Origin of the sequence: Streptomyces sp. NBC_01476 (genome assembly GCF_036227265.1) — a bacterium.
Lineage (GTDB): Bacteria > Actinomycetota > Actinomycetes > Streptomycetales > Streptomycetaceae > Actinacidiphila.
Map to the genome: position 1 here is coordinate 3,692,686 of NZ_CP109446.1, position 23,167 is coordinate 3,715,852.

Genomic DNA, 23,167 nt, shown 5'->3' on the forward strand with positions numbered 1-23,167 from the left:
CCATGGGCTGGGGGAGCCGGACATGCAAGGTGGTTGCAGGAGGGGCCGAAGGAGCAACAGCCGGGCGGGGGAAAACCCATGAGGCGGCGCCGACCTTTGGAGCTGTCGCTCCAGATCCTGCTTGTGCTGGTGGCGAGTCTGCTCGGCATCGTCACCAACTACGCGACCAACGTTCAGAGTGCACCACTGGCCCTCCACATCCTCCAGCGGGTCTCGGTGCCCGCTATCGGTCTGTTGATCGTCGCACTCGTCGTAGGACAGATTGCCGCCTACCGGCTGGAGAATCCGGCGCCGCCCCGGCCCGAGTGGGACCGCAGTCGCGTTCCCTATCCGGGGCTGGACGCGTTCACCGAGACCGAGGCCGCCGTCTTCTGCGGCCGGGACGCGCAGAGTGCCGAGCTGATTCGCCGGTTGCACGAGCCGCCGAACCGGCCCACGGACCGGTTCGTGGCGCTGGTCGGGGCCTCCGGCAGTGGCAAGTCGTCCCTGGTACGGGCAGGCGTGATGCCGCGCCTGCGGGACCGGCGCTGGACCCTGCTTCCCCCTTTTACACCCGGCTCCAGCCCCATGGGAGCCCTGGCCGCCTCGCTGGCGGAAGCCGGAGGCGGGCGTGAGCCCGCCGCAGCGGTCCTGCGCCGGATGCGGCAAGAGCCCAGAGCCCTCGCAAGGGAGCTGGAGAACATCCGCCGCAACAGCAGGTTCCGCCGGATGCTTCTCGTGGTGGACCAGCTCGAGGAGATCGTCTCCCTTGCCGGCGAACATGAGCGGACGCTGTTCCTGGAGGCAGTCCGTGAGGCCCTCGCCCGGGACCCCAGGCTGTCGGTGCTTTCCACGGTCCGCATCGACTTCCTGCGCGAACTGCTGGACACCGGGCAGGCCGACCTCTTCCAGAATCCGGTGGCCATCGGCGCGATCGCACGGCCACAACTGGCCCTGGTGGTCGAATCGCCCGGTGCGCTGGTGGGCATGGCCTTCGCACCCGGAGTGGTCGAGGTGATCGTCGAGGACGTCGGTACCAGCGATGCTCTGCCATTGCTCGCCTATCTGCTCCAGGAGTTGTACTTCGCCGCCGGCCCCGGGGAGACAGTCACCGAGGAGCTGTACCGAAGTCTCGGCGGAGTAGCGGGGGCACTGGCCCGACAGGCCGACAACGCGGTGGCCGGGCTGCAGGGCACCGACCGTATCGAGACGGTGCTGCGCGTCCTGGTCAAGTTCGTCACGATCGACGGACAGGAGGCCGCCCGTCGCCGCGTGCCGATCGCCGAACTGACCGCAGCGGAACGCCGCGTCGTCGATGCCTTCGTCGACGCCCGACTGCTGGTGTCGGGTGCGTCCGGCGACGATCCCGCGACGGGCACGGCCTCTGCCCAGGTCGCCCACGAAGCGCTCTTCCGCCAGTGGCCACCGCTGCGCCAGGAAGTCGAAACCCGGGCCGAGCAACTGCGGGAGCGCGCCGAACTGGAGCGGTGGGCGGCCGACTGGCAGCGGTCTGGACGCAGCGCCGACTACCTCGTCACCGGTGAACGGCTCGTTCTCGCCCGACGGTGGCTGGCCGGCCTGGAGGAATCGGGGCAGGCCTCAGAGGCCGTCCGAGCACTCGTGAGCACCTCCCGCAGCCGGGACCTGGCCTTCCTGCGGAGAGTCTCGGACGGTATCGGCCGGCATGTCCTCGGCAACGCCGAACAGTACCCGGAGCTGTCGATCCTGCTGTCGCTGGCCGCACTCGGGGAGTGCTCCGAGACACCCGCCGCTCAGCGGGCGTTGATGGCCGCGCTGGCCTTCAGCCACCTGCGGACCAACCTGACCGGGCACACGGACACGGTACGCAAGGTGGCCTGGTCACCCGACGGCAGCCGTGTGGCGACCGCCTCAAGGGACGGCACGGCCCGGATTTTCGACGCCGCCTCCGGCCGGGCTCTCGCCGCGTTCTCCACAGGCGGATGCATGGTCGAGGGCGTGGCCTGGTCACCCGACTCCGGCCGCGTCGTCACCGCCTCCCGGGACCTGGTGCTCCGTGTCTGGGACGTGGCGACGGGTGAGGTGGTCCGGATGCTCACCGGTGCGACCGACATCGGACGCCAGGTGGCCTGGTCACCCGACGGGCGGCTGGTCGCGGGAACATCGAGGGACCAAGTCGTGCGGATCTGGGACGCCGAAACGGGCGACCTGGTACACGAGCTGCGCGGCCACCAGGACGATGTCTGGGGTGTCGGCTGGTCCCCCGACGGCTCCCGGCTGGCCACGGCATCCCACGACCGGACGGCGATCGTCTGGGACCCCGGTACCGGCACGGCCACCGCCACCGTTCGCGGCCACAACGACTTCGTCGAGGGACTGGCCTGGTCACCCGACGGTCGCGGCCTCGCCACATCCTCGGGCGACCACACCATCCGGATCTCCGATCCGGAGACCGGGCAACTGCGGCTGCTCATCCGCGGCCACACCGACTATGTCTGGAACCTCACTTGGTCGCCCGACGGCCGGATGCTCGCCTCGGCCTCCTCGGACCGCACGGCCCGGATCTTCGACACGCAGGACGCCAAGCCGATCGCCGTGCTACGCGGCCACACCGATACGGTGTGGGATGTGGCATGGTCCCCGGACGGTGCCGGGATCGCCACAGGCTCCGCCGACGGCACCGCCCGGATCTGGGACGTCCGGCCCAGGGGGGCGGAAGACGTGCTCCTGGCCGGGCACCGGCAGCCGGTCAATCAAGCAGCCTGGTCGTCCGACGAACAGCGTGTCGGTACGGCGTCCGACGACGGGACGGTGCGGCTGTGGGAGACCTCCAGCGGCCTCCCGGCCGACCAGGCGGTCGAGCACCGGGACCGCGTGTGGTCCGTGGCGTGGTCGCCTGTGGACGGTCGGCTCGCCACCGGTTCCGGCGACCGGACTGCCCGGATCGTCGAGAACGGCCGGTTCAAGGTGCTCGACCATCACGGCGCCGTCGTCGAGGCCGTGACTTGGTCACCTGATGGCAGCCGCGTCGCCACCGGCGGCCACGACGCCGTGTTGCGTGTGTGGGCAGCGGACTCGGGGACGGAACTCACGGCGATGGTGGGGCATCAGGACTGGGTCGGCGCCGCCGCCTGGTCGCCCAGCGGGCGGTTCCTGGCCACCGCCTCCGACGACCGGACCTGTCGGCTCTGGGACGTGGCGGACGGTCGGCAGGTCACCGTGTTACGGGGCCACGAGAGCTACGTCGACGACGTCGCGTGGTCACCCGACGAGGGAATGGTCGCCACGGCCTCCGGCGACTGGACGGCGGCGCTGTGGGACGTCACCACCGGACACCGCATCGGCACTCTGCGGGGGCACGAGGGGCGCGTACGTGCCGTCGCCTGGTCCCCGGACGGGACCAGGATCGCCACAGGCTCCGACGACCGCACGGTCCGGGTCTGGTCGGCCGATACCCGCGAGGAGGTCGTTGTCGCCGGAGTCCACCAGGACAAGGTGACGTCCGTGGCATGGTCTGCGGACGGGCGCCGGCTGCTCACCGCCTCGTACGACGGCACCGCCCGGATCTGGTCGGCCGATCCGGACTTCGCCCGCCTTCAGGCTGCCGCGCGCAACCGTGTCTTCCGGGTCCTGACCGAGGAGGAACGCCGGCACCACATGCTGCCGCTCAATCCGTGACCACTTCTTCGACCACGCGGTCCTCCGTACGCACCAAGTAGTCATCAGGGTCCAGGTCCATCTTCTCGCGAGCAGTCGACGCCCAGTACCGGGCGTTCCGCTCGGCGAACGTCTCCGGACCTTCGTAGGAGATCAGCCAGACGAACTGGTTCCGCTCCCGGTCCACCCAGGCCCCGCCGATCTCGAACCCCAACTCCAGGCGCAGCGGCACGATCTGCGAGCGCCACCGCTCCACCCACTCATCGAGCATCCCTTCACGAACGGTGTACGTGCGCAGTTGGGTGGTTCTGGGCATGCTCGGGTTTCTCCTCACCGGTCCGGGCCTACGACACGACCCACCATCACACACCGGCCAACTCCTTGTCCCCGTACCGGCAACGCTCCTACGTGCAGGAGTTCCCGCCGACCTGGCCGGAGAAGCGGGAAGGCGGCCGCGGCCTCTTCCTCTTCCCCGTCGACGCTCTCGCGGACAAGTCGGACGTTTGGCGAGCGGATGCCCGGCAAGGTCGTCTGGCGCGAATTCGCTCCGGGCTGAGCGTTGAGCGAACCTCGGGCCGGGAGTTCCCCAGCCCCCGGCTCCAGGTGTGAACCGAACCCCGCAGGATCCGCCCTGCCGCGATCTCCCCGTAGCCCTCGTCCTGGCCGCCGCTGTGGCTGGACTTGAGCGAGGCGAGTTCCGTCGCACCGCCGCTCATAACGCCCATCGGCCTGGAGCCACGCCGCACGAAGACCAGCCCCTCAGTCGGATAGTGCGTTGACGTCGCCAACACATCTATCTACGGTGGTTGTTGCTACGTGAGGGGCTCAAGGGGGCAGGAGACCGTACGGGTGAAGGACACCGGCGAACCCGGCCGAACCGTCACGGCGGATCGTCTGCTGAACTCTGCCGAACATGCCGTGCTGCGGGCTGAGTTCGATGTCGTGAGGCCGCTTCTGCAACGGCTCCGGAACGAGTTCGGTACACCCGACGCCGATGGCGAAGCAGCACGCTACGCCGTGCTGTGCGGCGCGCTGGCCGCGCGGGTCGGAAACTGGCCGGAGGCCGTCCGGCAGTGTCCCGACAGCAGTGACCTGGACGCGGCGGCAACGGGGGTCGTACACGCCCTTGCGGTGAGTGCCCTCCGCAGGCTGGGAGGGGATGGGCGGCACGCCGATGCCGGCACTGCTGCGCTCGTGATCGTGCTGTGGGCGTATCTCCTGAACGAGGAGGACCCGGGCGGCTTCCGCGTGCTGATCACCGGGCGGCGCGGAACTCCGGCGCCCGACGAGCTCTGGGAGGATTCCCGGCGCCAACTGCTCGGGCGCATCGCCAACCTGCTGCGTGCCTTGGACGTCCGGGGCGGGCGGGATGCCCTCAGCGCCTGGGAGACGGCCTGGGAGGCCGAGCGTGTCGACCCTGTGGTTGTCCCTTCGGACGCCGGGCCCGACGGCCTGATCCCGCTCGGGCGTGCTGCCCGGCATCTCGCGCACTACGGCGGCCGCCTCGCCCTCCTCGACGCCTACACCACCCGCCACCCCGACACCGCCACCTGGAGCGCGGACTCTCCCGACCACCGCGCGTGCGCCGACCCCCTTGCCCGGGCCCTCGCAGAGAGAGGCGAGAACCGGGTGCGGGGCCGAGAGTGGAGCGAGGCGCTCACGGACTTCAGCACTGCGGCACGGCTCGGGCGCACCCCCGACACCAAGGAGCGGGCTGCTGTGCTCCTCGCAGGGAAGAACGTCGGGCGGAAGCTCACTGGCCGCGGTTCCTCCCCCATCGCACGTATCCAGGGCCTGGAGCTGGCCCACGCGCTGCTGCCCGAGGATGGTTCGCTGGCCGCCGAGCTGACCGCCGAGCTGGTGCGGCAGGGCCAACAGGTCTTCGACAGCGACCCGCTGCAGAGCAGGAACCGTTTCGCGCGGGCCCTGCTCGTGTCGCCTCGTGAACGGGACGCCAGGGCCGGTCTCGATCGCCACCTGAGAGCGGACCTGCGCCGGACGCTCGACGGGGCACAGCCTCGGGTCAAGATCCGCACAGGCGCGGTGCGGGACCTGTTGGGGCGCGATCCGGACTGCGCACCGGCCCGGAGCTGGCTGAGAGATCATTACGCAGCGCGGGCGGTGGCCGCGGCGTCCGGCGGGCGTACCGCAGAGGCGCGGTCCGCCGTGCGCAGCATGCTCCGGTACAGCGGCGGGGAGAGCCCGTATCGAGAGGAACTCCTCGACAGTGTGCTGGTCGACCTCTTGATCAACGCGGCTCGGCTTCCCGCAGCCGAGGGCACTCGCGCCGGGAGGGAGCGGCGCGTCGACCTGCTGAGCACGGCCGTTGACATCGCGGGCCCTGCCCGCAGCCTCGTCAGGGAGGAATGCGAAGCAGCGGTGCTGGATCTCGCCGAGCACCTTGAGGCCACGGCCTCCCCATCGGACGTCATTGAGCTGTTCCTGCGAGACCGGATGCAGACCGGCGTCAGCGCACGCTTCGACCAGACCGTGGGAACCGCCTATCTGCGCCGCGCCGAGGCACGCGAGGAGGGAGGCGACTTCGGCGGGGCGCAGCACGACCGCGCGTGCGCGGACCGGATCCGTGCCGGGCTGCCGCACCAGGGTCTGCTGTTCGGCCCCGCACCCGGGGGCCGCCGCCACATCGACTCAGGACAGGGAGCCCTCTTTTGACCGTCGACGAACCCGCATCGGGCGCCGAAGCGCCCTCGATTCCCTGGTTCGGCCCCACGCTCCAGGAACTCCTCCCCGGCACCGCGCCGGGCGCCCGGCCCCCGATCCTTCGCAGGCAGGCGGCGCGCGCCCTCGCCGCAGCCCGGCAGGATCCGGTCAGGCAGGAGCACATTCACCGGGCCGACCAGGGCTCCCGCAGCGCCGTCGCCGCCCTCGTCGCCGAAATGCTCACCCCGCCCCTGCCCCGCCGAGACAGCGAGGAACCTTCGTGAAGGGTACCGACCCGGCCGCACCCGCCGCCCCGTCGTCCGAAGTCGACAAACTCCGGCGCCGGGTCGAGGCACTGTCCCGCAAACGTGACGAGGCCGAGGCACGGCTGCGTGCCCTGCTGAGCTCCCTGCTACCCCTGGACGACCTCCTCGCCGACACGCGTCGCCGGGCCGGCGCCCTGCACGAGGCGCGATCGGCCCGCGAGGCGGCCTCGGCGGCCATTGCACTGAGTGAGCAGATCGACGCGGCACACCTGATGCTGCGTGGCGAGTTCGCCCGGCACGACGTCAGCCAGATGCATGTGGTGGGCAGGGCCGCCGACCCGGCGGAGATGCGCGTCGTCGGGACGGAAGCTCATCCCTCCGCCCTGGACGGCACGGTGCTGAGGGAGCGACTCACAGGGTTCCGCCTGGGCACATCCACCCTGCGGCCTGCGCAGGTAGTCATCGCGGTGGCCGGCGTCGCACCAGAGCCCCGGCCTGAGCCGGAGCCGGTTCCGGGACTCGAGAACGGTGCGGATCCGGCGGCGCCCGGGGCGACCAAGGCCGACAGCAGGGGGGCGCAGCCACGGACCTCCCGCTCCCAGCGGCGCCTGATGCCCAAGCTCTCGGCATGGCGGGAACGTCTCTCCCGCCGCGCCTGACCCGGCGGCCGCACCCTGCCGGCACGCCCTTCCGCAGCACACCCGGCGGATCGAGGGCCCGGGCGCTCCCCGCCCGGCCCGGCCTTACACCGCAGCCCTCGTATCGCGCCGCGCTGCCCCTCCTACGTCCGACGCTCCACGACGATCAGGAAGCACCTTCCATGCACCGGATTCTCGGCATCGATCTCGGCACCACCAACTCCGTCACGGCCTGGCTGCACGACGGCATCCCCGTCGTCCTGCCCAACCGGCACGGCGATCAGGCCACCCCCTCGGCTCTCGGGTTGGACTCCCGCAGTGCCCTGCTGGTCGGGAACGAAGCCCTGAACTGGCGTGCCGGGGCGCCCGGTTCCGTGATCACGGAGGCCAAGCGGCTGATCGGGCGGCGCTGGGACGACGAACTCATGCAGCAGGCGCTGAAGGCGCGGCCCCACGATGCGCCGCCCGTCCGGAAGAGTGACGACGGCTCGGTGGAGATCCGGCTCGGCGAGCACTACCTCTCCGCGGTGCAGGTCTCCGCCATCCTGCTGCGCCGGCTCAAGGAGGACGCCGAGAGGGCCGCGGGGACGCCGTTCCGGCGTGCGGTGATCACGGTGCCCGCGTACTTCGCCGAGCCGCAGATCAACGCGGTGCGCGAAGCCGGGCGGCTGGCTGGTTTCCATGTGGCGCGGATCGTGCCGGAGCCGACCGCCGCCGCGCACGCCTTCGGTGTCGGGCCGAGCGGGAACGAAACAAAGGACTACGTCACCGTGCTCGTCTTCGATCTGGGCGGAGGCACCTTCGACGTGTCGCTGCTGACGATCGGACCAGGCTACTTCTCGGTGGACAAGCTGGGCGGGGACAACCTCCTGGGCGGAACCGACTTCGACGCGTTGCTCGACGACCATCTTCGCAAGCAGCTCCACGGACGTGACCACAGCGGCGAAGGGGACGCCTCCCGGATCCGAGCCGCCGCCGAGCGCGCGAAGGTCGAACTGTCCGCGCGGGACGTCTCCGAGGTGACCCTCGCTCCGCTCGGTCGCAAGGGGGGATCATGGTCCGGGGCGGTGCGGCGCACAGTCTTCGAAGAGCTCCTGGCAGAACACCTGCGCAGGATGCGGGAGACGATCGGGTCGGTACTGAAGGAAGCTCCGGCGCTGCCCGAGGACATCCAGCGCGTCCTCCTGGTCGGCGGCTCCACCCGCATCCCCGCCGTCCGGCGCGACCTCCAGGATCTCTTCGGCGAGGACAAGGTGTCGGACGCGATTGATCCCATGATGGCCGTCGCCCACGGCGCCGCCGTGGAGGCCGGTCTCCTCAGCACTCTCGACTGCCCCGCCGAGAACTGCACCGTCGAGAACATTCCCGTCGGCGCCGAGGTCTGCCCGGGCTGTGCCACCCCGCTGCTCGGCCCGGCCACCGTGAACTGCCCGGTCTGCCACGTTCCCGCCCCCGAACTCACCGCGGCCTGCCCGGTGTGTACCAACGACCTGTCCGCGCTGCGTGCGGCCGCTCTGACAGCCACCCGCGCCGAGTGCCCCGAATGCGGCCGGACCGACAACCCCGCCTCCGCGACCGTGTGCCTCGACTGCGACGCGGCGCTGGACGCGGGTGGCTTGAAGTGCCCCAAGTGCGGAATGATCAATACCGCCGGTCTCACCACCTGCTCCTTCTGCAGCGGCGACTTCGGCACCGCCCCTCCCCAACAGGTCACAGCGCAGCACATCGGGCTTGAACTCGACGACGGCACCGTGGAGGTCCTCTTCCCCGCCGGCACGCCCTACCCAACCGAATGGGACCGGCTGGACACCCTTGCGGTACGCGGCGAGGGCCGTGGTCGGGTGTGGTTTCACCTCTGGGAGGGGCCGCACCTGGGCTCGGCGCAGCGCAACGAGTTCTGCGGCGGCGTCGTCCACGAGCGGGTCGACGGACTCCGCGGAGACGTACCGCTCACACTTCAGGTCCGGCTGGACGCCGACCGGACTGTCGACCTGAAGTACCGCATCGGCTCGGGCGACTGGCACGGCCGCCAACTCCGGCGCAGCATGGTTTCCGCCGTCATCGGACGGAAAGCGGCCGAACTCCACGCCCGCTACGCCGAGTTCCTTGATACCTGGGGCGTGGAGGTCACTCCCGCCGAGCGCGACGCCCTCGGTGAAGCCATGGCAGACCTGGCGGCCCTCAGCGTGGGGGAAACCGTGGGCCGTTCCCTGGACGGACTGCTGGATGCGGCCCGCGAGACGCTGGAACTGTGCAAAGAGAGCCGGGTTGCCTCCGCACAGGCGACGATCGCCGCCCAGAGCGGACGTGGACTTCTCCCCCCGCCGCTCCTGGAGGAACTGCGGGAATCCGCGGAGGCAGTCATGGATGCACGCAAGGCCATGGACGCCGACGCGATGCGGGCGAGCACGGAGCGGGCCCTGGAACTGTGGACCGGACTCGACCCGACCGTCCGCACCGCAATCCTCACCATCCGCCTCGCCGAGCAGGACTCCTACCCAGCGACCCTCCGCAAGGAGGTCTTGGCCGCGCGCGACGCGTTGCGAAGCGCAGTGCAACGCGGCGACCAGGCCGCCCAGGACACCCAGCTCGTAGGCCTCGGACGCCTCGCCGAACGAGGCCGCAGCCAGTTCGTAGGGATGAGCACCCCCTCCGCCGCCGGCGGCGTACTGCCGTCCAGGCGGTAACAGGCTGCGGGATCCGGCACGGCGTGACGCCCGTTCTGTCCTGCACCGCACGCTCCGAGCGGCCTCAGGCCACTCTGACCCACCCCTGCAACCCCTCCAGGTGCCGCGGCAGCCGGCTGCCCTGCCAGCCCAGGACCAGCCGCTGCCGGGCCCGGGTGATCATGACGTAGTAGGCCATGCGCAGGGATGCCGCGGTGGGGTCGGTGGCGGCGTCGGTCTCGGTGTCGGGGATGACGACGGTGTCGAAGTCGAGGCCCTTGGTGCTGGCGCGGTGGACCAGGACGACGCCGGGGCGGGTGAGGTCGAGGTCGCGATAGCGGCCCGAGGCTGCCGCCGAGCTGTAGAGCTGGGGCTCGTGGGCGAGTCCGGCCCGTTCGAGGCGCGGCATCAGATCGGCTCCGGTGCGAAGGGAGTTGACGATGACGCCGACCCGGTGCCGTGGCTGTTCGGTTGCCATGGTGGCGATGTCGTCGGCGAGATCCTTGTTACTGGAGTAGGAGCGGATGACGGGCCGGGGGCCGCTGCGAAAGGGCATGTCAGGGCGGGTACCACCAGTGCGGAAGTGCTCCGCGAGGGAGGAGATCTCACGGGTGTTGCGGTGGTTCCCGGCGACCTCGACGCGTCCCGTGGACCGGCCGAGGGCGTCGGTGATCTCGGTGAGGGTGCAGTTCGTCTCGGTGAGGCGCTGGCACTCGTCAGCGAACACCGTGACCGAAGCGGCGGCGAGGCGGGCCAGCCGGTAGAAAGCTGGCGGCAGGTCTTGACCCTCGTCGATGACGAGGTGAGGTGTGGACGCGTCGGTCTCTCCGAAGGTGGCTGCGGCTCGGTGGGTGAGGGCCGTCCAGTCGAACCAGCCGTCCTCGGTGCGCGGTGCGTCGCGGCCGAAGCGGCGCAGGATCCAGCTGTGGGCAGTGGCGGCTTCGACGGGTGCGCCGGGGATGGTGATGCCTTGAAGGGTGTCGCCCAGGAGCTGGCGAAGGAGGTTGGAGCGCGACAGCAGCAATGTGGGGCGGCCGGTGAGGGCGAGGTGGACGGCGCGATGCGCGGCGAGCAGGCTCTTGCCACTGCCGGGCGGGCCGCTGACGACATGGTTACCCCTGAGCGGGAGGGTGTCCAGGCAGTCACGCTGAGCCGAGGTGAGGTCGGTGTGGAGAACGGGGGATTTCGCAGTGGTCATGGGTGTCATCCCAGAGCGGTGGCGGCAGCGTATTCGCGGCTCGCGGTGAGGACGTCGGTGAAGTAGCCGGGGACGCCGGCGGAGCCGACGATCAGGGCGCGGTCGAGCAGGGTGTTGCCCGTCTGGCAGCTCGTCTCGGGCAGCAGGGTGCAGGCGTGGCAAGCAGCCCGGTTGAGGTTACCGAAGCCCTGTCCGGTGTGCTCGGCGCACAGCGGGTCGGCGGAGCACCAGGCCGCAGCTTCCAACATCCGGATGAGGGTTTCGGCGAAGTGCGGTGCTTCTCCCTGCCGGACGAGGCCGCCGAGCGTGCCTGCCGCATCACCGGCGGCCGTGTAGATCAGCAGCCCGCGCTGGCCGTACTCGGGGCGGCCGTAAACGCGCTCGCAGAGGCTTGCCGTGGTGTAGCCGGAGTCGAAGGAGAGCTGGCGGATGAGGAGGTGGGCGAGAGTGTGCAGGAGCAGGAAGCGGGGTGAGAGTTTGCTGCCCACGGTGTCGGCGAGTTGCTCGTCCCGGAACGACGCGTCGAGGTCCGTACGGACTCCGTCGACGTGCGCCTGAACGCGGGGGTCGCCTTCCCAGGCGATCAGGCGTTGTTCGTCGAGGGTGAGGACGATGCCCTCGCCGTAGACCTCCGTCGCGGGCAGCCAGCGCAGGCGGCCGCTGGTGTCGGCGGATACATGAGTGCCGCCCGGCGAGTGGCGACGGAATCCGGTCAGTGCCCGCACCTCGCGGAGGCGGTCGGCGAGGACGACGCCATCGATGTGCGTGTCGAGGGCGGCCCAGGGCTCCTCCCTCTCACCGTCGAGACCGAGACCACTTCGGCGTATCGCGAACTCCTTTGTGGGCTCGGGAAGTTCGACGGCATCGAAGGCGTACCACTCGTCGCGGCTCAGGTCGATCTTTTCGGAGTCCGATCGGCCGCCGGACAGCATCGCCGGTGCACCCGTGGCCTCTGCAACGAGTTGGTCGATGAGGCTGTCGGGGGCGTCGGTGTCCTCCTTGATCATGCCGCGGAAGGCATCGGCTCTACGCGTACCGAGTGCGCCCAGCAGGATCGGCCAGTAGTCGTGACCGCGCACCGCCTCTGCCGTGTCCTGCTCCGCGCGCGGGGGTTCGGCGGACTGGGGGATGGCGAGTGCCGAGTAGACGACCGGGTAGTAGACATTGCCGGCGGTGCGCTGCACGATGTGGACCTGCTGGCCGCAGGTGGCGTTCTCGTTCCGGCGCTGCCAAGGATTGCAACCCGAGCAGCGTCCACCCTGGGGTCCGAGAATGTCGAGCAGGTCGCGCTCGGCAGCGCACGGCTTGCCGTCCAGCCTGGTCGCCCCGCAACGCACCGAGAGCGCTTCGAGTCCTGAGGCGCGGTCGGCCACTCGGAAGCTGAGACGGCGCGCCTTCCAGGCATGCTTCGACTCGGAGCAGGAAGAGCGCAGTTCGGGTGCGAGGTGGGAGTGGGCCCAATACCACCAGTCCACGTCGTCGAGATGCCCGTCCGGGCAGATGCGGACGAACCGCATCGGGGTGAGGCGGGGTGCGGCCGCGCAGGACGTGCAGACGGGCGGCTCACCGGGCTTCTCGTTCTCGCGCAGGAAGCGGACCATGGCCCGGCAGGAGCCGCAGAACAGCCAGCCGGGGAAGCGCACATAGGGAACGCCGGGGCGGTCGGGCTGGTCGTAGCGGTCGTTGAGGGTGGCGGGTGCGGCGAAGAGGCCCTTGACGCCCAGCCGAACGGCAAGTCGTTCGGAGAGGACGGGGGTCTTCAGCTGCGGCCAGGACTCGATGCCCGCGGCGACGAAGGACTCCCCCTGGACATCGAGGATGGCGCCGACGCCGAACGGCAGCACCGTCTGTGCCTGGCGGACCCGGAGTTTGCGCTTCACTTTCCCGCTCCCGTCACGGTTATCTGGCATTCGCGGTCCACGCTCCGCATGGAGTTGAGGGTTTCCCACAGGCCGTAGCGCTGCTCGAAGGTCTTGAGCAGATTGTGCTGGCCCTTGCCCTGGCTGCGGTAGTGGAGATCCTTGCCCTCGGCAGCGGCCGCCTTGGCCTGCTGGTACCAGTCGTCGAGGAGGTAGCCCAGCTCCGCGCGGACGTCGGCGCGGACCGCATCGCTGTCGGCTCCCGAGGCGCCGCTCTCGGCGATCGCGGCGCGCTCGGCAAGGGCGTCCGCGATCCGCTCGGCCTCGTCCTTGTGAAGGGTGATCCGTCCGGCCTGGTTCTCGGCGGACAGGCCGAGCCGGTGGCGGACCAGGATGACAAGAGCGGCATGCAGGGCGCGGCGGCGTGCGGGCGGGGACCAGGGGGTGACGCTGGCGGGTTCGACGTAGCGGTAGAGGGCGCGGTGGTAGTCCAGGAAAGTCTCGTAGTGGGACCGGTCACGCGGCCGGGTGGCGTTGAAGTAGGTGACGACGAGTCCCGGCACGTGGTGGCGGCCGACACGGCTGGTGGCCTGGATGTATTCGGCGGTTGTCTTGGGCTGGCCCTGCATGAGCAGGTAGGCGAGCCGCTTCACGTCGACACCGACGGAAAGCATGTTGGTGCAGGGCAGGAACGAGACCGACCTGGGGTCCGTCCAGGGCTTCTCGAGACGGTCGAGAAGGATGGGCTGTTCGGCTCGCGGCAGGTTGCTGGTGAGTTCCTGCACATCGCCGTCGTCGAGCGCACGGACACCGGCGCCCTCGTCGAGTCCGCGGAGCTGGGCGGGGATTTCGTCACCGGCCGCGGTGACCGTTCGGCCCAGTTCGCGCAGGCTGTGGTGGTAGGCGACGAGCGTCCAGTAGTCGTCGCGGTGCTCCTCGGGAAGCTGGTGGACGCCCTGGAGCATGGCCGCCGTGGTGGCCACGGCGCCGCGGCCCGCGGTGTGGCCCTGCGCCATGACGCCCAGGTAGAGGCGGCCCTGGGAGCCGGAGTCGGGGACGGCGAAAAAGCTGTCGCGGGCGTCGAGTCCCGACGGCGGGAAGAGCTGGACGTCCTGGTGGTGCAATGCACGGACCTGTTCGGCGGAGCGCCGGATGGTGGCCGTGGCGGCAACGATCTTGGGCGGCCGGCCGGCCGAGTCGGTGCACAGCTCCAGAATGGCCGCCTCGTAGAGACCGACCGTGGTGCCGAGCGGCCCGGTGAGCAAATGCAGCTCGTCCTGGATGATCAAGGATGGCGGCGGGTTGCCGACGCCGGCCCCGAAGAGGTGTCCGGAGTCGCGCTCCCAGGCGAGCCGGGCGAATTTGTCGACGGTGCCGAGGACGAAGGTGGGAGGTTGCCGGTAGAGGTGCTGGTCGACCACGGCAACAGGCAGAAGGTCGTGAAAGGCGCACTCGTCGCGTGTGCAGAAGAAGGCGAAGTCATCTGTATCGGCGCGGACTCCGTAGTCGGAGCGGACGCTGGAGTGGGTCGGCGGCAGGATGCGGGTGCCGCACCACGGGCAGCGGTCGAGGATGAAGACATCCTCGGGGTGGGTGGCCTCGCGCTGCTGCTCGAAGGCGTCCTTGGCCGCCTCGAACTTGTTGGGGGTAGTGGTCTCTCCAACCCACAGGCCGACGGTGATCGGCTCGTCGCCGAGACCAAGTCCGGGTTCACTGCGACGGAGGTGTTCGAAGGCGCAGATCGTGGTGGCGGCGCGCTGGAACTGCTGGGTGGTGAGCAGGCTGAGGGTGTAGCGGCTGAGTACGGCGGTGCCTCCGCCTTCGCCGCGGATCCGGCGCAGGGCGATCACGAAGGCGGCCAGGAGCAGATACGCCTCCGTCTTGCCTCCACCGGTGGGGAACCAGATCAGATCGGTGGTATCGCGGTCCCGGTGGCCGGGTTCGGCTACGCCGTCAAGGGCGAGAAGGAAGAAGGCGAGCTGGAAGGGACGCCAGGTGGCCTTGGGGTCCACGGGCGGGTCGATGGCCACGGCTTCGGAGCGGCGGCGTCGCTGTCCGGCCTGGTCGGGCGCCGAATGCCGCATCTGGAGCAGCATGGCACGCTGGGCGATGCGGAAAGCGTCGAGGAGTTCGGGGCGGTTCGGGTCGCACAGGGTACGCACGCCCGCTTCGATGCGGGTGACTGCCTGGTGGATGCGGCCGAGGATCCGCTCTGCCGCCTCCTGCCCCCAGGCCGGCACCTCAACGGATCGCTGGCCCACGTACCAGGCGTGGTACGACGCAGCGAACTCGGCCAGCTCCTCGCGAAGTTGGTCGGTGCTGACGGCCGGGTCCGCCAGGTGGGAGATCGTGAGCGCGGGGGCGTCGAGCGGGCCGCCGGCCCGGATGGCGGACACCTCAGCACGCGGCAGGGCTTCGCAGGCGAGGAGTAGGACGCCGCCGCCCTCGCCCTCGGCGTGGTACTCGCGAACGGCGCAGCCGTGGCCGACAGCGTGGGTGACGACGTGCCGGTACTGAAGGCGAAGTTCGCGTTCCTCGGGGTCACGGCTGGCGAGCCGGACACTGGGATAGGGAAGCACGGCACCGCCGGCCGGCCGAACGGTGAGTCCGCACTGGAACAGCATGTCGTCCCAGCTCGGCGCCTTACCGTCGGAGCCGTCATGGCGGGCGGCGTTGACCAGCGCCACGGTGACCAGCGTGCCCTCGCCGTAGGAGCGGCGGCGCACCCGGATCTCTGCACGGCCGTCGAGGACGGACACGGTCTCCCGGTCGGGGCCGATCGTGTGCGTCTCGGGCATGTGAGGGACACGCCGCCAGCGCCGCCCGCGTCCTGGTTCGCTCCTCGACGTCTCGTAGCGGGCACCGGTGCAGGTCACCTCGACGCGTTCGGCATCGGTGTAGAAGCTGACGCCGAGGGAAGCGGGAAGCCAGCTGTTTGTCTCGGGCACGGGGTCGGGAGCCGGGTCCACGTCGGGGGCGTCCTGCTCGGCGCCAGGCGCGTCGGGGTCGTCGGCAGCGAGGGCGAGTTGCCGCTGGAGGTCCGCCTGTTGCGGGTAGAGCGTGCCCATCAGGTACTGCCGGTCCGGCGGCGCGTCGAGCACTTCGTCGTCACCGCCAGCGGGGCCGACGAGCTGGCGGGAGAGGTAGTCCGCCAGCTCCTGGCGCGGGTCCATGTGCGGGTTCCTTCGGATCGGGGGTGGGGCGGAGACCTGGCAGATGGGACGTACGGACCTGCGATCAGGGACGCGAAGGGATGATTCCCAGTCGGATCAGCCCATCGCGGAAGACCGGTTTGGCCTTCCCCTCGATCTGCCGAATGCGCTCACGGGTGACCCCGAAGACCGCGCCGATCGCGTCCAGGGTGGCCGGCTCGTCACCGTCGAGACCGGCACGCCGAACAAGAACGTGGCGTTCACGTTCCGTGAAGCCGTCCAGGAGCTGCCCAACCTGCTCGAAGAACTCCTTGCGAAGCACCACAGCAGAAGGCCCGGGCAGTCGGCTCGGCCCGATGATCAGCTCGCCGAGGGCTGCGTCATCGCCGACGATCCGGTCCAGGGAATCGGTGGACCGACTGATCCTGCGAATCTTTTCCACCTCGGCGAAGGTGAGTCCGGTGACATAAGCCACGTTCTCGACCGTCCTGGCACGGCCTTCGCCCAGAAGCTTGCGCTCGGCTGCGGCGACCTTGCTGACCTTTTCGTGGAGATGCACGGGCAGTCGTATCAGGTTGCCCTCGTCGGCGATGGCCCGGGTGATGGCTTGCTTGATCCACCAGGTCGCGTAGGTCGAGAGCTTGTTACCTTGTGTGGCGTCGAACTTGCGGACCGCGCGCAGCAGTCCGACGCTTCCGTGCTGAACGCTGTCCTCAATGTCCAGTCCGCGCCCTTGGTAACCCTGCGCGATCTTCCACACGAGCCGCTGGTTGTGCAGGACGAGGCACTCGTAGGCGTGCCACCGCTCGCCGTCACGGAGCAGCGCCGCAATCTCGTCCGGCGGAACATCGCGGCTGAGGAGGTCCGTACCGCCGCGGAGAAGAACGGCGAGGCCGACCTCCTCCTCCGCCTTGAGCACTACTCTGGCTGGGTCCCGCCGCCACCGGTCTGCTTCCAGGACGGCACGGGCGGCACGAACCGCCTCAGCCAGGCGCGCGTCCACGGCGGCAGAAGCAACCCGAGCCGGGGCCTTGCCGACTGGCGGCCTCACGGGTGCGGTCCTGGACGTCGGCGCGAGTGCAGGCCCGACGGGGCGGCCCCCACGACGCTCCACCGGTTCGTCGAACACGCGGGGCGTCCCGGGTCGGGTGATCGGGAAGTCGGCGGTCAGCTCACGCACTTCGGCAGGGTTGAGCCCGTGGAGCCGTACCACGCCGTCGTGGGCGAGCTTGCTGACGGTGCCGTCGATGTCGGCGTAGCGGGCCAGCATGCGCCGAGCCTGGGCCAAGCGGCTGGCCGCCTCGGTTGCACCGAGCCCGGGCTCGGGGACTTCAGTCGGTGGGGCGGGCGTCTTCGTTAACGACGTCGCAGCCTGCACCTCGAGGTCCGGGACAGGCCCGGCGCGATGGCCCGTACCTCCCCGGCGAGAAAGCTTCACATGGATGCCAACAGCGGCGAGCCCGTTGCGAAGCCTTCGCTGCTGCTCCGTGGTTCTCAGCCCGAGTCGACCCGCCTCCAGAGCGAAAGCTCGCTGACTGACAACGCCCGCAGGAGACGCGCACCGCTTCAGCCTCTCGATGACGAACGGCAACTCCGCCTCGATCGCGCCCCGTTCGATCGCGGCCATCGAGTCCCCACCCATAGCGCCCCCACTCCAGCGACCAAGCGCCGATTCTGCTCGAGCGAGCCAGCCTGGCGCAGCCACACTCTAGGGTCAGCCCGTTAGCACCGTCAACAGATTCACCTAGTGGATCACTGTGTTCTTTGGTCGCTTGACAGTGTCAACGGGTAAGGTAATGAGCGTTCGCGCAGGCCTCGCCCACACAGAAGGTCACTCATGCCGCACCCCGACCGCCTCCCCGGCACGCCCGAGTTCCGCATCAAGCTTCCCAAAGACGGTGGGGAGGCGCGCGGACATCTGCTCACTGAGTTCGGCGGCAACGGCACGCACAAGTTCCTCCTGCGCGAGGGTTCGACGGTGGCCGCCGAGGCGTGGCCCGGGCTCAGTGACCACGCACGTCGGACCCGCGCGGATCTGCGCGCGAGCGGCGGGCTCGCCGACGCGCCGGCCGATCCCGACCGGCAAGAAGCACCACGGCGCTGGGTGGCGGCCCAGGACATCGAGTGCAACTCCTCCTCGGCCGCCGCCGCGCTCGTGTACGGCTACGACGCGTCCGGCCCGGAGTCCTGGCGGACCGCCGAGGGCCATCCGCTCGCCGACTATCTGTCCACCGGCTGGCGCCCCCCGCGCAAAGCGTGGCTGGTGCGCGGCTCGAATGTCTCCGGGCACAACCTGGTGCGGCAGTCGTGGCTGAAAGAGGGGTTCGTCTCGCTCGCGGGCGCGCACCTGCCGCCTCTGGAGGAGTCCGATCCGACGAAGAGCGCGCTGCGCCGCTACGTAGAGGAGGGATACGAGGGGGCGGCCTCGTACAACCAGAAGCAGAGCCTCGTCGATGATCTGCACGCATTCCTGACGCAGATGCGCATGGGCGACACAGTGGCCACCATCGGCGACGGCCGGCTGCACATCGGGCGAATCACCGGGGAGGCCCTCCAGACCTCGTCGCCAGGCGGGCTGTCCAATCTGCGAAGGACCGTCGACTGGCTGCCGAAGAACCATGCCTATGAAGAGCTGCAGGAGGAGGTGCAGCAGAAGCTGTCCGTTCAGCATGACGTCGTCGACCTGACCGGCGTCCTGGACGCGCTGGGCGCGCTCACCGGGCACTTGGAGCGCACGGACCCGGCAGCAGCCGACGCCAGCGGTGAGTACCCCGCCGTCGAAGGGCCGACGCAGCGGGAGCTGTCACTGCCGGACACCACCGGGGCACTTGCCGCAGACCTCCTCGTCCACGACAGTTCCTGGCTGGAGGAGCTGCGTGAACTGCTGCTCGATGAAAGGCAGTTGGTCTTCTACGGCCCTCCGGGCACGGGCAAGACGTATCTGGCGATGAAGCTGGCCGAGTACTTCGGCGGCGGCCCGGAACAGGTCAAGATCGTGCAGTTCCACCCTTCGTACGCCTATGAGGACTTCTTCGAAGGGTTCCGGCCGGTGGAGGATCCCGAGACGCGAGAGGTTGCCTTCCGGCTGACGGCCGGCCCGCTTCGGGAACTCGCCGATCTCGCCTCCCTCGAGGGCAACCGACACCTCCCGCACTTCCTGATCATCGACGAGATCAACCGCGCCAATCTGGCGAAGGTCTTCGGTGAGCTGTACTTCCTCCTGGAGTACCGGACGAGGTCCGTCCGCCTCACCTACTCAGGAGACGACTTCGCGCTGCCGCCGAATCTGTTCGTGATCGGGACAATGAACACCGCCGACCGATCGATCGCCCTGGTCGACGCGGCGATGCGGCGCCGGTTCGCGTTCGTCGAGCTGTCCCCGCGCACCGAGCCGACCGCCGGGCTGCTCGCTCGCTGGCTGAAGCGCGAAGGCAGGGATCCGGAGCCCGCCCACCTCCTCGATGCCCTCAATGCCCGCATCGACGACGCCGACTTCGCCATCGGTCCCTCGTACTTGATGAAGCCAGGCGTGTACCGCGACGGCGGCCTCGAACGGACCTGGCGCACGAAGATTCTGCCGCTGCTCGAGGAGCACCACTACGGCGAGGGGCTCGATGTCACCGCCCGCTATGGCCTCGACTCGCTGCGCGAGCAGCGCCCGTGACTGTGATGGAGGTGACGCTGCGCGAGTACGGGCCCGAAGTCTCCGTCCCACTCGGCTCCGAGGCCGGGCGGGCCCTCGCCGCCTCCGGGATCCTGCAAAGTGCGACCCCGGATTCGGGTCGAGACGGGCACTGGCTACTGCGGGCGGGTAGCCGGGTCGGCGCCGTGCGCACCCCCGATGGTTCGGTGGTACGGATCACGCCCAAGACCCCCGTCGGCCGGCTGTTCTTCCTCCTCGGGTTCAGCCTCGCCCCGGCACGCGCGTGGCGCGACGGCCGGGAGGGCACCGTCGACATCGGCACGTACGACGATGTCGTCCCCGCACTCGCGCACGCCGTCGAGCGGCAGATCGATGCCGCGCTCCGGCAGGGGGTCCTCCAGGGCTACCGCGAGGTGGAGGAATCCGCGCTGGTCGTGCGCGGGCGGCTGCGCGAGGCCGAGCAGATCCGGCAGCACTTCGGCCGAACACCGCCCGTGGAGATCGCCTACGACGCGTACACCGCCGACACCGCCGAGAACCGCATCCTGCGTGCCGCCGCCGAACGGTTGCTGCGGCTGCCGGGGGTTCCCGGCCCCGTCCGACGGCGCCTCGCCCACCAGCGCGTACGTCTCGCAGACGCGCTGCCACTGGTACGAGGGCAGGAGCTGCCGCGTTGGCGGCCGTCGCGCCTGAACTCCCGCTATCAGCCCGCACTGCGGCTCGCCGAGGCCGTCCTGCACGGCACTTCACCAGAACACCGGCCAACCGGGTCCGAACCACTCACCATCGACGGCTTCCTGCTCGACATGAACAAGCTGTTCGAGGACTTCGTCACGGTCGCCCTGCGTGAGGCCCTTCGGGAGCACGGCCTGACCGCGAACCTCCAGGACCTCCACCACCTCGACACCGCGGGTCTCGTACGGGTGCGCCCCGATCTCGTCGTCCGCACCGGCGATGGCCGCACTCCGCTTGCCGTCGTCGACGCCAAGTACAAGGTCGAGAAGGCCGATGGACTCCTCAACGCCGATCTGTACCAGGCGCTCGCGTACGCCACCGTGCTCGGTCTGCACGAGGCGCACCTGGTGTACGCGGCCGGGCGACAGCCCGAGCGCTTCCACGAGGTGCGCGGAACGACGGCAGGGCCGGACGGACGGGGAGTGCGGCTGTACCAGCACAGCCTCGATCTCTCCCGCGAACCCCGACAGCTCCTGTCGGCACTCCGGGAGATCGCCGGACAGCTGGCCGCAGCCACCCCACATCCGTGATGATGAAACACCGTCAGGCAGAAAGGGAGGGACCTTATGCCCCGGCTCGCCTTCGCCCAGAGTTTCTGGGACGGCTACGACACCCTGGACAAGCCCATCCGAGCCGGAGTGCGCAAGGCCATGGCGAAATTCCAGGCCATGAGCGTCGCCGAACTCAACGCGGACAAGGGCCTGCACCTGGAGTCCGTGGAGAACGCCCGTGACCCGCGCATGCGCACCATTCGGATCACCGGCTTCTGGCGGGGCATCGTCCTCGCCCCCGACGACGGCAGCGACATGTTCCTCCTGGTCAATGTCCTGCCGCACGACGACGCCTATACGTGGGCGGCGAAGCGTCTGTACAGCGCGAACTCCGCGACCCGCGCCCTGGAGGTACGCAACGCCGTCGCCCTGGACGAGCTGACGCCGTTGTACGAGACGGCCGCACGCACGGCTCCGCGGCTGCTGTTCGCGAGCATCTCCGACGGCACGCTGCGCGAACTCGGCGTCGATGTGCAAGTGCTGCGGGCCGCGCGCTCGCTGGTGGACAAGGCCCAACTGGAGGCGTTCTCCCTGCTCCTGCCAGAGGATCAGCTGGAGGTGCTGCAGTACCTGGCCGAGGGGTTCAGCCCGGAAGAGGTCTACCGGGACGTGGTGGCCGTCCGTCGGCCTGCCGATGCGCCCGCCGAACCGGTCGAGGATCTGGCCACGGTGATCGCCAACACTCCGGCACGCATCCGCCTGGTCACCGGGCCGCAGGAGCTGGAGGAGATCCTGGAGAAGCCGTTCGATGCTTGGCGGGTTTTCCTCCACCCCTCCCAACGGCGCGTCGCCTACCGCACCTCGTACGGGGGTCCTGTCCAGGTCACCGGCGGGCCCGGGACAGGCAAGACAGTGGCTGCCCTGCATCGGGTCAAGCACCTGCTCGGCCGTTCCGAGGACGGCCGCATCCTGCTCACCACGTACACGAACGCGCTGGCCGCAGGGCTGCGTGACCTGCTTCACCTACTCCTCGAACAGGACGAGAAGCTTCTGGCCCGAGTCGATGTGACGACGGTTGACGCCTATGCGAACGGCATCGTGCGCGCCAAGTCGGCGGCTACGCCCAGACCTGTCGGGGACCGGGAACAGCTGCAGTTGTGGGAAAAGGCCGTCAAGCAGCTCGATCTGCCCTTCACCGCCCGGTTCCTGGCCCAGGAGTACCGGCACATCGTTCTTGGCCAGAACCTCCGCAGTCTCGATACCTACCTCGGCGCAAGCCGCCGAGGCCGTGGAACCGGTCTCGGTCCCACACGCCGCCAAGAGGTGTGGAACGGCGTGGAGCGGTTCGAACAGTTCCTGCGCGACCGCGGGGAGACAACACACCTCCGGATCTGCGCCCATGCGGCGGAACTCCTCATCAATGAGCAGGCTCCGTACACCCATGTTGTTGTCGACGAGGCCCAGGACCTGCACCCCGCGCAGTGGCGTGTGCTGCGGGCCGCCGTGTCCCGCGGCCCGGACGACCTGTTCGTCACCGGCGATCCACACCAGCGGATCTACGACTCACGGGTCTCCCTCGGCTCGCTGGGCATCACCACGGCCGGCCGCAGCTTCCGGCTGCGCGTCAACTACCGCTCGACCGAAGAAATCCTCGCCTGGTCGGCGCGACTCCTCGCGCCCGTCACCGTCGACACACTCGACGGCGAGGGAACGGACTCGCTGGCGGGGTACCGCTCCCTCCTGCACGGGCGCCGTCCACAGGCGCAGGGATACGCGACCCGGCGGGAGGAGATCGAGTCCCTGGTGGACCGAATCCGAGCGTTGCTCGCCGAAGGCCTCGCACCGCGCGAGATCGGCGTGTGCGCACGCTTCAACCTTTCCCTGGACGCGGCCGAGGAGAAACTGAAGGCCGCCGGTATCCCGGTGCTAAGGGTCAAGGGGCAGGTCACGCAGAGTACCGAGGGGGTACGTCTGGCAACGATGCACGCGATGAAGGGGCTGGAGTTCCGTGCTGTGTCCGTCCTCAGTGTCGACGAGGGCACAGTCCCGTTCGCCCGTGGGATCACCCCACGCGAGGCGGAACCGGTGCAGCATGACGCCGACCTGCTCCGGGAACGCTGCCTGCTCTTCGTCGCATGCACTCGCGCTCGCGAAGCGCTGAGTGTGACGTGGAGCGGAACCCCGAGCCCGTTCCTGCCACGCCTTGCCTGAACAACCGCCGGGTGCGGACCTGTGCGGGCGCC

At 69.7% G+C, this 23,167-nt stretch carries 13 protein-coding genes; 8 read left to right on the forward strand and 5 right to left on the reverse strand.

Translation table 11 applies throughout. The annotated features are described in order from the left end of the window. Positions 1 to 78 precede the first annotated feature (78 nt). A complete protein-coding gene (locus OG552_RS16150) occupies positions 79 to 3,636 on the forward strand; it encodes an nSTAND1 domain-containing NTPase (RefSeq protein WP_329133510.1) in 3,558 nt (1,185 codons plus the stop codon). On the opposite strand, the gene OG552_RS16155 is transcribed toward OG552_RS16150, so the two are convergent. Beyond that, positions 3,626 to 3,931: an NIPSNAP family protein gene (locus tag OG552_RS16155; RefSeq protein ID WP_329133512.1), complete on the reverse strand. Its 306-nt coding sequence runs from the start codon at positions 3,929 to 3,931 to the stop codon at positions 3,626 to 3,628. The genes OG552_RS16150 and OG552_RS16155 overlap by 11 nt on opposite strands. Positions 3,932 to 4,464: 533 nt before the next feature. On the opposite strand from OG552_RS16155, the gene OG552_RS16160 reads away from it, so the two are divergent. The 4 genes from OG552_RS16160 (at position 4,465) to OG552_RS16175 (ending at position 9,867) form a co-directional block, all read left to right on the forward strand. Further along, positions 4,465 to 6,288, forward strand: a complete 1,824-nt coding sequence (locus tag OG552_RS16160) for a hypothetical protein (protein ID WP_329133515.1) — start codon at positions 4,465 to 4,467, stop codon at positions 6,286 to 6,288. Further along, entirely contained in the window at positions 6,285 to 6,560 is a 276-nt protein-coding gene (locus OG552_RS16165; RefSeq protein WP_329133517.1) for a hypothetical protein, read from the forward strand. Before OG552_RS16160 ends, OG552_RS16165 begins: the two co-directional genes overlap by 4 nt. Next, positions 6,557 to 7,201 (forward strand): nucleotide exchange factor GrpE, encoded by a 645-nt coding sequence (grpE, locus tag OG552_RS16170; protein ID WP_329133519.1) that lies wholly within the window; start codon positions 6,557 to 6,559, stop codon positions 7,199 to 7,201. Before OG552_RS16165 ends, grpE begins: the two co-directional genes overlap by 4 nt. A gap of 161 nt (positions 7,202 to 7,362) precedes the next feature. Then, positions 7,363 to 9,867 carry an Hsp70 family protein gene (locus OG552_RS16175; protein WP_329133520.1) on the forward strand — a complete coding sequence of 835 codons (2,505 nt, stop codon included), beginning with the start codon at positions 7,363 to 7,365 and terminating at the stop codon, positions 9,865 to 9,867. A gap of 64 nt (positions 9,868 to 9,931) precedes the next feature. Here the strand turns inward: OG552_RS16175 and OG552_RS16180 are convergent, their stop codons facing one another. The 4 genes from OG552_RS16180 to OG552_RS16195 all read right to left on the reverse strand — a co-directional run bounded on the left by OG552_RS16180 (position 9,932) and on the right by OG552_RS16195 (position 17,682). After that, on the reverse strand, positions 9,932 to 11,044 hold the full coding sequence (locus OG552_RS16180; RefSeq protein WP_329133522.1) for a hypothetical protein: 1,113 nt from the start codon (positions 11,042 to 11,044) through the stop codon (positions 9,932 to 9,934). 5 nt (positions 11,045 to 11,049) lie between these two features. Continuing rightward, on the reverse strand, positions 11,050 to 12,924 hold the full coding sequence (locus OG552_RS16185) for a DUF1998 domain-containing protein (protein WP_329133524.1): 1,875 nt from the start codon (positions 12,922 to 12,924) through the stop codon (positions 11,050 to 11,052). Then, positions 12,921 to 16,076 (reverse strand): helicase-related protein, encoded by a 3,156-nt coding sequence (locus tag OG552_RS16190; protein WP_329133526.1) that lies wholly within the window; start codon positions 16,074 to 16,076, stop codon positions 12,921 to 12,923. Before OG552_RS16190 ends, OG552_RS16185 begins: the two co-directional genes overlap by 4 nt. Positions 16,077 to 16,140: 64 nt before the next feature. Beyond that, positions 16,141 to 17,682, reverse strand: coding sequence for a sigma-70 family RNA polymerase sigma factor (locus OG552_RS16195; RefSeq protein ID WP_329133528.1), 1,542 nt, complete (start codon positions 17,680 to 17,682; stop codon positions 16,141 to 16,143). Between the two features lie 210 nt (positions 17,683 to 17,892). Here OG552_RS16195 and OG552_RS16200 point away from each other — a divergent pair, with 210 nt between their 5' ends. The 3 genes from OG552_RS16200 to OG552_RS16210 are packed head-to-tail and all read left to right on the forward strand — an operon-like array spanning position 17,893 to position 23,135. Beyond that, positions 17,893 to 19,719 carry an AAA family ATPase gene (locus tag OG552_RS16200; protein WP_329133531.1) on the forward strand — a complete coding sequence of 609 codons (1,827 nt, stop codon included), beginning with the start codon at positions 17,893 to 17,895 and terminating at the stop codon, positions 19,717 to 19,719. Between the two features lie 5 nt (positions 19,720 to 19,724). After that, positions 19,725 to 20,963: an McrC family protein gene (locus OG552_RS16205; RefSeq protein ID WP_329140856.1), complete on the forward strand. Its 1,239-nt coding sequence runs from the start codon at positions 19,725 to 19,727 to the stop codon at positions 20,961 to 20,963. Positions 20,964 to 20,999: 36 nt separating this feature from the next. Beyond that, a complete protein-coding gene (locus OG552_RS16210) occupies positions 21,000 to 23,135 on the forward strand; it encodes a UvrD-helicase domain-containing protein (RefSeq protein WP_329133533.1) in 2,136 nt (711 codons plus the stop codon). Positions 23,136 to 23,167 lie beyond the last annotated feature (32 nt).

What these genes read in the sequence shown, in the direction of transcription:
- OG552_RS16150 (WP_329133510.1), top strand. Translation starts at nt 79, where the DNA reads ATGAGGCGGCGCCGACCTTTGGAGCTGTCGCTCCAGATCCTGCTTGTG.
- OG552_RS16155 (WP_329133512.1), bottom strand. Translation starts at nt 3,931, where the DNA reads ATGCCCAGAACCACCCAACTGCGCACGTACACCGTTCGTGAAGGGATG.
- OG552_RS16175 (WP_329133520.1), top strand. Translation starts at nt 7,363, where the DNA reads ATGCACCGGATTCTCGGCATCGATCTCGGCACCACCAACTCCGTCACG.
- OG552_RS16180 (WP_329133522.1), bottom strand. Translation starts at nt 11,044, where the DNA reads ATGACCACTGCGAAATCCCCCGTTCTCCACACCGACCTCACCTCGGCT.
- OG552_RS16190 (WP_329133526.1), bottom strand. Translation starts at nt 16,076, where the DNA reads ATGGACCCGCGCCAGGAGCTGGCGGACTACCTCTCCCGCCAGCTCGTC.
- OG552_RS16195 (WP_329133528.1), bottom strand. Translation starts at nt 17,682, where the DNA reads ATGGCCGCGATCGAACGGGGCGCGATCGAGGCGGAGTTGCCGTTCGTC.
- OG552_RS16200 (WP_329133531.1), top strand. Translation starts at nt 17,893, where the DNA reads ATGCCGCACCCCGACCGCCTCCCCGGCACGCCCGAGTTCCGCATCAAG.
- OG552_RS16205 (WP_329140856.1), top strand. Translation starts at nt 19,725, where the DNA reads ATGGAGGTGACGCTGCGCGAGTACGGGCCCGAAGTCTCCGTCCCACTC.
- OG552_RS16210 (WP_329133533.1), top strand. Translation starts at nt 21,000, where the DNA reads ATGCCCCGGCTCGCCTTCGCCCAGAGTTTCTGGGACGGCTACGACACC.